We start from the raw sequence: 9,510 nt of genomic DNA, 5'->3' as shown, positions 1-9,510 counted from the left end.
TCGTGGCAGGCTTGGTCCGATGCCCAGCTCACCTTCGCCCGTGAACTCCGCGGTGCCCCTCGCCCGGACGGCGGCCGCCGCGTTCACGGCGCTGCCGCCGGAGGTCCTCGAGCTCGGTGCCCTCTTCGAGGCCGCCGGGCACGAGCTGGCGCTCGTCGGCGGGCCGGTGCGCGACGCGTTCCTCGGCCGCGCCATCAACGACCTCGACTTCGCCACCTCCGCGCTGCCCGACGACAGCCAGCGGCTCCTCGCCCGGTGGGGTGACGCGCACTGGGACCAGGGCAAGGACTTCGGGACGATCGGCGCCCGGCGCGGCGACGTCGTCGTCGAGGTGACCACCTACCGCACCGAGGCCTACGAGATCGGCTCGCGCAAGCCCGTCGTCACCTATGGCGACTCGCTGCTCGGGGACCTCACGCGGCGCGACTTCACCGTCAACGCCATGGCCGTGCGGCTGCCGTCCCTGACGTTCGTCGACCCGCACGACGGGATGCGCGACCTCGCCGAGCACGTCCTGCGCACCCCGGTCTCGGCGGAGCAGTCCTTCGACGACGACCCGCTGAGGATCATGCGCGCCGCGCGGTTCTCCGCCCAGCTCGGGTTCGACGTCGCGCCCGAGGTCATGGCCGCCATGACGGCGATGGCCTCCCGGCTCGAGATCGTCTCCGCCGAGCGCGTGCGCGACGAGCTCGTCAAGCTCCTCCTGTCGCCGCGGCCCCGCCGGGGCCTCGAGCTCCTCGTCTACACCGGCGTGGCCGCCGTCGTCCTGCCGGAGCTGGCCCAGCTCCAGGAGACGGTCGACGAGCACGGCCGGCACAAGGACGTCTACGAGCACACGCTCACGGTGCTCGACCAGGCCGTCGCCCTGGAGACCGGCCCGGACGGCGCCGTCCCTGGACCCGACCTCGTCCTGCGCCTCGCGGCGGTCATGCACGACGTCGGCAAGCCGGCGACCCGCCGCTTCGAGGCCGGGGGCGGGGTGAGCTTCCACCACCACGAGCTCGTGGGCGCCCGCCTGACGAGCAAGCGGCTCAAGGCCCTGCGCTTCGACAAGCACACGACGGCGGACGTCGCGCGGCTCGTCGAGCTGCACCTGCGCTTCCACGGCTACGGGGACGGGGCGTGGACGGACTCCGCGGTCCGCCGGTACGTCACCGACGCGGGCGACCTCCTCGAGCGCCTGCACCGGCTCACCCGCGCCGACTGCACCACCCGCAACCGGCGCAAGGCCATGCGGCTCGCCGCGGCCTACGACGACCTCGAGGAGCGCATCGCGGCGCTGCGCGAGGCGGAGGAGCTGGCCGCGATCCGGCCCGAGCTCGACGGCGGCCAGATCATGGAGATTCTCGGGATCGGCCCGGGCCCGGTCATCGGCCAGGCGTACCGGTTCCTCCTCGACCTGCGCATGGAGCACGGCCCCGTCGGGCAGGACGCCGCCCGCGCGGCGCTGCTGTCCTGGTGGGCGGCCCGCCAGGACGGATGAGGATCTGGTCGCTGCACCCGCGCCACCTGGACCGCCAGGGGCTGACGGCGTGCTGGCGCGAGGCACTCCTCGCCCAGGCCGTCCTCGCCGGCCGGACCCGCGGGTACCGCCACCACCCGCAGCTCGAACGGTTCCGGGCCTGCCCGGACCCGCTGGCGGCGATCGGCGCCTACCTCGGCGCCGTCGCGGCGGAGGCCGGCGGCCGGGGCTACTCCTTCGACGTGGGCAGGATCGACCGCGCCGCGCAGCCGGTGCCGCTCCTCGACGTCACCGACGGTCAGCTCGCCTACGAGTGGGGCCACCTCCGCGCGAAGCTCGCCGTGCGCAGCCCCGAGCGGCTCGCCGCGCTGGCCGGCGCGCCGGAGCCGCACCCGCTCTTCCGGGTGGTGCCCGGCCCGGTGGCCGCGTGGGAGGTCCGCGCGTCGCCGGGCTGAGGGTCAGGCGACCGTCTGGAGCAGGCCGGTGTCGACGTCGTAGAGGAAGCCGCCGACGGGGACGTCGGGCCCGATGAGCGGATGCGTCCGCACCCGGGTGACCGCGGCGCGGATGCTCGCGTGCTGGTCCTCGATGACGCCGAGGGACATCCACGACGCGTCGGTCCCGGCCGAGGCGGAGACGCGCTCCTGGAGCTCGGCCTCGCTCGCCGACGCCATGGCGCACCGCGTGTGCTGGACGACGAGGATCCGCTCCACGCCGAGCAGGTGGACGCCGAGCACGAGGGCGACGAGGGCCTGGTCGGTGACCCGGCCGCCGGGGTTGCGCAGGATCTTGGCGTCGCCGGGGGCCAGGCCGATCATCCCGAGGGGGTCGATCCGGGAGTCCATGCAGGTGACCATGGCGACGCCCGCCCGGGCGACGCCGTCGAAACCGGCGAGGGTGAACGTCTCCGCGAAGTGGCGGTTGGCAGCGAGCAGGTCGTCAAAACGGTCGTCAGTCACGCGCGGCAGGTTACCTCCGCCCGCCGGGAGAGCGCTGCGCCGGGGCTCAGGACGGGTCGTGCTCGACGGCGAGCACCGGCCGGGGCCGGTCGCCCAGGCGCCCCGTCCCCCGGCGGTAGCCCAGGGCGAGCGCGACGTAGGCGAGCGCCGTCACGGCGAAGACCGGGCGCGACCACCCGACGTCGGGCAGCGCCAGCGCCGCGAGGGCGGCGGCGGCGACGAAGGCCGCGTTGTAGAGCACGTCGTAGAGCGAGAAGGCGCGGCCGCGGTACCCGTCGTCGGTGTCGCGCTGGACGATGGTGTCGACGGCGATCTTGGCGCCCTGCACCGACAGGCCGAGGAGGACCGCGGAGACCATGACGACGCCGCGCTCGGCGGTGACGACGAGGAGCACCTGGCTCAGCGCCCCGAGCCCCAGGCACCAGGCGATCCACGTGGAGGGCCGCATGCGTTCGTGGGCGATCGGGGTGAGGACGATGGCCAGGCCGTTGCCCGCGAAGGAGATGCCGGTGAGGAGGGCGAACGTCCCCAGCCCGGCGCGGGCGTCCGCGGGGTCGGACAGGAGGTTGCGCGAGATGAGGATGAGCGCGAGGAAGTTCACGCCGTAGAGGAACCGGTGCGCGGCCATCGCCCCGAGCGCCAGGCCGGGCGTGCCGCGGCGCACGAGGTACCGGGCGCCGTCGACCATGTCGTGCACCGTCGCCCGGACCTGGCGCCCGACCCGGGAGGCGTCGACGCGGCGGGTGGGGCCGAGCTCGTCCCGCCCGAGCCGCAGCGCGAGGGCGGACGCGGCACCGAACAGGGCCGCGGCGGCCACGAGGGCGGCGGCGTCGCTCGCGCCGCCCTCGGGCACGACGACCCCGATGACGAAGCCGAGGACGGCGCCGGCCACCGCGGAGACCGCCCCGAGGGTGGGGGTGATGGTGTTGGCGATGAGCAGCTGCTCACGGGGGACCACCCGCGGCAGCCCGGCGGACAGGGCGGAGAGCAGGAACCGGTTGACCCCGAGGGTGACGAGCGCGAGGACGTAGACGGCCGGGCCCACGCCGCCGGAGGCGATGAGGACGGCGAGGACGAGCGCGAGGACCACCCGGACGGCGTTGCCGAGCAGGAGCACCTGGCGGCGGCGCCACAGGTCCAGCAGCGGGCCCGCGAACGGCCCCACCACGGTGAATGGCAGGAGGAGGACCGCGAAGGCGGCGGCCACCCCGCCGGCCGTCGCCATGTTCTGCGGGGAGAAGAAGAAGAGGGTGGCCAGGCCGACCTGGAACATCCCGTCCGCGCACTGGGAGACCAGGCGCACGGCGAAGAGCTTGCGGAAGCCGCGGTGGACGGCGAGCGACCGCAGGTCGGAGAGCACGCTGCGGCCGGTGTTCACACGTTCTGCTCGGTCCGCCACCGTCGCAGGCTATCCGACGACCCCGAGCGCCCCGGGGGTGGCCGTGGCGGCCACCCCCGGTCCGGGTCAGCGCTCCACGCCGCCGCGGATGAACGCCTCGACGGACGCGCGCGCGGCGTCGTCGTTGCGCTGCTCGGGCGGGGACTTCATGAAGTAGCTCGACGCCGAGAGCAGCGGGCCGCCGATGCCGCGGTCGAGCGCGATCTTCGCGGCGCGCACGGCGTCGATGATGATGCCGGCCGAGTTCGGGGAGTCCCAGACCTCGAGCTTGTACTCGAGGTTGAGGGGGACCTCGCCGAACGCGCGGCCCTCGAGGCGGACGTAGGCCCACTTGCGGTCGTCGAGCCACTGGACGTAGTCGCTGGGGCCGATGTGGACGTTGCGGGCGCCGAGGTCGTGGGAGACGTTGGAGGTGACGGCCTGCGTCTTGGAGATCTTCTTGGACTCGAGCCGGTCGCGCTCGAGCATGTTCTTGAAGTCCATGTTGCCGCCGACGTTGAGCTGGTACGTCCGGTCGAGGATGACGCCGCGGTCCTCGAAGAGCTTGGCGAGCACGCGGTGCGTGATCGTCGCGCCGACCTGGGACTTGATGTCGTCACCGACGATCGGGACGCCCGCCGCCGTGAACTTGTCGGCCCACTCCTTGGTGCCGGCGATGAAGACGGGGAGCGCGTTGACGAAGGCCACGCCCGCGTCGATGGCGCACTGCGCGTAGAAGCGCGCGGCGTCCTCCGACCCGACGGGGAGGTAGCAGACCAGCACGTCCGCGCGGGCCTCCTTGAGGGCGGCGACGACGTCGACCGGCTCCGCGTCGGACTCGGTGATCGTCTCCTGGTAGTACTTGCCCAAGCCGTCCAGGGTGGGGCCGCGCAGCACCGGCACGCCGAGCTCGGGAACCTCGGCGAAGGTGATGGTGTTGTTCTCGCTCGCGCGCAGCGCCGCGGACAGGTCCTTGCCGACCTTGGCGGCGTCGACGTCGAACGCGGCGACGAACTCGAGGTCCCCCACGTGGTAGTCACCGAACATCACGTGCATGAGGCCGGGGACGGTGGCCGCTGGGTCGGCGTCGGCGTAGAACGTGACGCCCTGGACGAGGGACGACGCGCAGTTGCCTACGCCGACGATCGCTACGCGGATCGAGCTCATAGTTGCTCCTTGGGGTTGGGGATGTCCGGGACGCCGGTGGCGCCCGCCGTGCTGGTCCGGGGCGGGCCGCCGTCGGTGGCCGGCCGGAGGTCGAGGGGTCCACGGGTGCCGCGCTCGGTGTCGATGAGGTCCTCGAGCCACGCGACCTCGCGCTCCGCCTGCTCCAGGCCGTACCGCGCGAGCTCGGCGGTGTAGCTGTCCATGCGCTCGCGGGTGCGCGCCGCCGAGCCGCGGAGCAGGTCGAGGCGCTCGACCATGCGGGCGTGGCGGCCCTCGAGGATGCGCAGCCGGGTACGGGCGTCGGTCGCCGCGAAGAGCGTGAACCGGACGGTGAACGCGTCGTCGTCCCAGGCGGCCGGCTCGGCGTGGGCGAGCACCTCGGCGAGGTGCACCCGGCCCGCGTCGGTGAGCTCGTAGACGATCCGCGCCCGCCGGCCGGACAGGGCGTGCGGGGGCGTCGTGGCCGTGCGGACCTCCGCGATGAGGCCGGCGTCGGTCAGCCGGCGCAGCGAGGGGTAGAGCGAGCCGTAGGAGAGGGCGCGGACGGGGCCGAGGGTCGCGCCGAGGTGCTTGCGCAGCTCGTAGCCGTGCATGGGGGCGGTGGCGAGCCGACCGAGGACGGCGAGGTCGAGGACCTCCGCGCGGGTGCTCATGCCGTACTCCTGTCTACGCCCCGACCTGTCCGGACGGGCACCCGGGACGGCGGCACTGGCGCGCCGATGTATCATACCGATATATCAGCGTGTGCTCGACGGGGTCTGCCCGGGGCCGCGCCGCAGCGGGCCGCCCGGGCGCCCGCGCCTCGTCCGCGCACGTCCTCCTCAGCGCGCTCCCCCATACTGGGGCGATCTCTGGCCCGCGACGTGCCGTCGCCCGGTGTCCGTACCCTCCGCGAGAAGGATGTTTCGGTGGCAGCCAAGAACCAGCAGGTCCCGCGCCGCGCGGCCCGCCCCGGCGGCGCGGCGGCCGCGAACGCCGGCAAGAAGCGCCGCTTCAACTACCCGCGCTCCGGGATGGGACCCATCCGACGGTGGGTGCCGAGCTGGCGGGCGGTCCTGGCGGCCGCCGTCGCCGGGGTCGCCGTGCTCGTCGGCCTCTTCGCGGCCGCCTACGCGACGACCGACGTCCCGGACCCGGGCGACTTCGCCCAGGCCCAGACGACCACCGTGTACTACAGCGACGGTGAGACCGAGCTCGGCTCCTTCGCGGAGTTCGACCGCGAGAGCGTCGCCCTCTCCACGCTGCCCGAGTACGTCGGCCACGCGGTGGTCGCCTCGGAGGACCGGCGCTTCTACGAGAACGTCGGCATCGACCCCGTGGGCATCGCGCGGGCGTTCTGGAACAACATCCGGGGCGGGCAGACCCAGGGCGGGTCGACGCTCACCCAGCAGTACGTCGAGCGGTACTACCTCGGCACCACCACGAGCTACTCGGGCAAGTTCCGCGAGGCCATCCTCGCGCTCAAGATCGACCGCGAGGAGTCCAAGGACACCATCCTCGAGAACTACCTCAACACGATCTTCTACGGCCGCGGCTCCTACGGCATCGAGCGGGCCGCCCAGAACTACTTCGGCAAGCCCGCGGCGGAGCTCACCCTCTCCGAGGCCGCCCTGCTCGCCGGGGTCATCCCGGCCCCCAACGCCTGGGACCCGCGCGTGGACGCCGAGCAGGCCGAGCTCCGGTGGAACCGGGTGCTCGACTTCATGGTCCGCGACGGCTGGATCACCCAGGACGAGCGCGACGAGCAGGTCTTCCCCGAGACCATCGAGTACAGCCGGTCGGACACCTACGCCGGGCCGGAGGGGTACCTCCTCGACATGGTCCGCTCCGAGCTCGTCGCCGCGGGCGAGCTCACCGACGCCGAGCTCGACACCCTCGGGCTGAGGATCACCACGACGATCGACCAGCGCTCCCAGGACGCCGCGGTCGCCGTCGTCGACTCGCTGCCGGAGGACCGGCCCGACAACAACCGGGTGGCCCTGGTGTCCGTGGACCCCTCCTCGGGCGCCATCGTCTCGCTCTACGGCGGCCCGGACTTCGTCACCCAGTCCCGCAACGCCGCCACCCAGGACGTGGCCCAGGCCGGCTCGACGTTCAAGCCGTTCGCGCTCGTCGCCGCCCTGCAGAACGACGTCCGGCTCGAGGACCGCTACCGCAGCTACACCCCCATGGAGATCGAGGGGTACGACCGGCCGGTCAACAACTACGACACCGTCAACCGCGGACGGATCGACCTCGTCGAGGCGACGGCGCACTCGGTGAACACCGTCTACGCCCAGCTCAACGTCGAGGTCGGACCGGAGCTGACGATGCAGGCGGCCATCGACGCCGGGCTCCCCGAGGACACCCCGGGGCTCGCACCCGTGCCCTCCAACGTGCTCGGACCGGCCTCGCCCCACCCCCTCGACATGGCCCAGGCGTACGCGACCTTCGCCGCGCAGGGTGTGCGGCACGAGCCGTACATCGTCGCCGAGGTCAAGGACTCTGACGGCGAGGTCATCCACACCGGGGGCTCGGAGGGCCAGCGCGTGTTCGACGAGGACGTCATGGCGGAAGCCACGTACGCGATGACCTCGGTCATCGAGCGCGGCACCGGCGTGCGCGCGGACGACCTCGGGCGCCCCGCCGCCGGCAAGACCGGCACCTCGAACGACGCCCGGTCGGCGTGGTTCGCCGGCTACGTGCCCCAGCTCGCCACCGTGATCGCCATGTACCAGGTGGGTGAGGACGGCACCGAGGAGTCCCTCACGCCGTTCGGGGAGTACGACAACATCACCGGGTCCACCTACCCGACGACGATGTGGCGCGACTACATGCAGGTGGCCACCGAGGGCATGGAGCCCCTGGAGTTCCCGGCCCGGCCCGACCTCGAGCCGGTCGAGCGGGAGCCCCGCGAGGAGGAGACCGAGGAGCGCGCACCGGCCCCGCGGGAGACGCGGACCGAGGAGCCCGAGCCGGAGCCCGAGACCGTCGCGGTGCCCGGCGTCGTCGGCCAGGACGAGGGTTCCGCCGTCGCGGCGCTCGGCGCCGCCGGCCTCGGGGCGCAGGTCGTCGCGCAGCCCTCGGACCAGCCGGCCGGGACCGTGATCAGCACCGACCCGGGCGGCGGGGCCGCCGTCGCCCCGGGCAGCACGGTGACGGTCGTCGTCTCCAGCGGACCGGCGCCGGAACCCCCGGCGCCCCCGACTACCGAGCCCGAACCCGAGCCGGAGCCCACGGCCGAGCCCACCCCGGCACCCTCGCCGAGCCCGAACCGTGGCCCGGGCACGGGTGGCGGGTCGAACGGCGGAGCGGCGAACGGCGGTGCGGCGAACGGCGGTGCCCCCAACGGTGGCGGCGACGGCGGGGGGTGACCCGCGCCGGAACTGGCCCGCGCCGGAGCTGGCCCGCGGCCGGCCGGCTGTCGCACACGCACGCGACGGCCCGGCCGGCCGTCGTCGTCCACAGCCGGCGGCGGGGTGGCCGAAGGCGCCCCGCAGCTGCGATAGGCTAGGCAGCTGGTCCCCACAGACCGCGCACCCGCGCGCCCAAGGGGATCCGCTGCACCCTCCTGTCACGGAGAGACCGTGACCGCGTAGTCCAGAGGAGGTGGGTACTCAGCATGCGTCAGTACGAACTGATGATCATCCTCGACCCGGAGGTCGACGAGCGCACCGTCGCCCCGTCGCTCGACAAGCTCCTGGGTGTCGTCCGCACCGGCGGCACTGTGGAGAAGGTCGACATCTGGGGCAAGCGCCGTCTTGCCTACGACATCAACAAGCGATCCGAGGGCATCTACGCCGTCGTCGACATGACGACGACGCCGGAGCTCGCCCAGGAGCTCGACCGCCAGCTCGGCCTCAACGAGGCCGTCCTGCGGACGAAGCTGCTCCGCGCCGGCGCCCACTGAGGCGCTCATCCGTCCCGGGGTCGCGTTGACCCCGACCACCTGACCCGCAGGAGAACGACATGGCAGGCGAGACCGTCATCACCGTCGTGGGTAACCTCACGGCCGACCCCGAGCTGCGCTTCACCCCGTCGGGGGCGGCGGTGGCGTCCTTCACCGTGGCGTCCACTCCCCGCACCTTCGACCGCCAGAGCAACGAGTGGAAGGACGGCGACACGCTGTTCATGCGCTGCTCGGTCTGGCGCGAGGCGGCGGAGAACGTCGCCGAGTCGCTGACCAAGGGTAACCGCGTCGTCGTCCAGGGTCGGCTCGTCCAGCGGTCCTTCGAGACGCGTGAGGGCGAGAAGCGCACCGTCGTCGAGATGCAGGTCGACGAGGTCGCGCCGTCGCTGCGGTACGCGACCGCCAAGGTCACCCGCACCCAGCGCGGTGGCGGTGGCGGTGGCGGCGGTGGCTTCGGCGGTGGTGGTGGTGGCGGCTTCGGCGGCAACCAGGGCGGTAACCAGGGCGGCGGCTACGGGGGCGCGAGCTCCAACCAGCCGGCCGGTGGCCAGGCGGACGACCCCTGGGCGACCGGTGGGTCGAGCTCGTTCGGCGACGAGCCCCCCTTCTAGAACGCAACGTTGGAACGCGGCCAGGCCGCGTCCGGAAGACATCG

Annotated in this window: 9 protein-coding genes; 5 read left to right on the top strand and 4 right to left on the bottom strand. The window is 73.4% G+C overall.

All coding sequences use genetic code 11. The features are described from left to right. Positions 1–19 precede the first annotated feature (19 nt). Both EBO36_RS15035 and EBO36_RS15030 read left to right on the top strand, forming a co-directional pair. On the top strand, positions 20–1,483 hold the full coding sequence (locus EBO36_RS15035; RefSeq protein ID WP_122825322.1) for a CCA tRNA nucleotidyltransferase: 1,464 nt from the start codon (positions 20–22) through the stop codon (positions 1,481–1,483). After that, a complete protein-coding gene (locus tag EBO36_RS15030; RefSeq protein ID WP_122825321.1) occupies positions 1,480–1,917 on the top strand; it encodes a pyrimidine dimer DNA glycosylase/endonuclease V in 438 nt (145 codons plus the stop codon). The genes EBO36_RS15035 and EBO36_RS15030 overlap by 4 nt, the downstream gene beginning before the upstream one ends. Before the next feature lie 3 nt (positions 1,918–1,920). On the opposite strand, the gene EBO36_RS15025 is transcribed toward EBO36_RS15030, so the two are convergent. The 4 genes from EBO36_RS15025 to EBO36_RS15010 all read right to left on the bottom strand — a co-directional run bounded on the left by EBO36_RS15025 (position 1,921) and on the right by EBO36_RS15010 (position 5,619). Further along, complete coding sequence (locus EBO36_RS15025; protein ID WP_241237083.1) at positions 1,921–2,421, bottom strand: beta-class carbonic anhydrase; 501 nt, start codon at positions 2,419–2,421, stop codon at positions 1,921–1,923. 46 nt (positions 2,422–2,467) lie between these two features. After that, a complete protein-coding gene (locus EBO36_RS15020; RefSeq protein WP_244925314.1) occupies positions 2,468–3,799 on the bottom strand; it encodes an MFS transporter in 1,332 nt (443 codons plus the stop codon). Positions 3,800–3,886: 87 nt separating this feature from the next. Beyond that, positions 3,887–4,966: an inositol-3-phosphate synthase gene (locus EBO36_RS15015; RefSeq protein WP_122825319.1), complete on the bottom strand. Its 1,080-nt coding sequence runs from the start codon at positions 4,964–4,966 to the stop codon at positions 3,887–3,889. Beyond that, a complete protein-coding gene (locus EBO36_RS15010; protein WP_122825318.1) occupies positions 4,963–5,619 on the bottom strand; it encodes a PadR family transcriptional regulator in 657 nt (218 codons plus the stop codon). Before EBO36_RS15010 ends, EBO36_RS15015 begins: the two co-directional genes overlap by 4 nt. A gap of 255 nt (positions 5,620–5,874) precedes the next feature. Here EBO36_RS15010 and EBO36_RS15005 point away from each other — a divergent pair, with 255 nt between their 5' ends. The 3 genes from EBO36_RS15005 (at position 5,875) to EBO36_RS14995 (ending at position 9,466) form a co-directional block, all read left to right on the top strand. Further along, positions 5,875–8,319, top strand: a complete 2,445-nt coding sequence (locus EBO36_RS15005) for a penicillin-binding protein (protein WP_244925313.1) — start codon at positions 5,875–5,877, stop codon at positions 8,317–8,319. Between the two features lie 248 nt (positions 8,320–8,567). Next, the gene (gene rpsF / locus EBO36_RS15000) at positions 8,568–8,855 is read left to right on the top strand and encodes a 30S ribosomal protein S6 (RefSeq protein WP_122825317.1); all 288 of its coding nucleotides are present in this window, start codon (positions 8,568–8,570) and stop codon (positions 8,853–8,855) included. 59 nt (positions 8,856–8,914) lie between these two features. After that, positions 8,915–9,466, top strand: coding sequence for a single-stranded DNA-binding protein (locus EBO36_RS14995; RefSeq protein ID WP_122825316.1), 552 nt, complete (start codon positions 8,915–8,917; stop codon positions 9,464–9,466). Positions 9,467–9,510: the final 44 nt, after the last annotated feature.

This window comes from Georgenia faecalis (assembly GCF_003710105.1).
Taxonomy (GTDB): Bacteria; Actinomycetota; Actinomycetes; order Actinomycetales; family Actinomycetaceae; genus Georgenia_A; species Georgenia_A faecalis.
This window is presented reverse-complemented; position numbering and strand designations above follow the sequence as displayed.

Excerpts from the sequence above, each read along its gene's own strand:
- EBO36_RS15015 (WP_122825319.1), bottom strand. The coding sequence starts at position 4,966 with ATGAGCTCGATCCGCGTAGCGATCGTCGGCGTAGGCAACTGCGCGTCG.
- EBO36_RS14995 (WP_122825316.1), top strand. The coding sequence starts at position 8,915 with ATGGCAGGCGAGACCGTCATCACCGTCGTGGGTAACCTCACGGCCGAC.
- EBO36_RS15030 (WP_122825321.1), top strand. The coding sequence starts at position 1,480 with ATGAGGATCTGGTCGCTGCACCCGCGCCACCTGGACCGCCAGGGGCTG.
- EBO36_RS15035 (WP_122825322.1), top strand. The coding sequence starts at position 20 with ATGCCCAGCTCACCTTCGCCCGTGAACTCCGCGGTGCCCCTCGCCCGG.
- EBO36_RS15010 (WP_122825318.1), bottom strand. The coding sequence starts at position 5,619 with ATGAGCACCCGCGCGGAGGTCCTCGACCTCGCCGTCCTCGGTCGGCTC.
- rpsF (WP_122825317.1), top strand. The coding sequence starts at position 8,568 with ATGCGTCAGTACGAACTGATGATCATCCTCGACCCGGAGGTCGACGAG.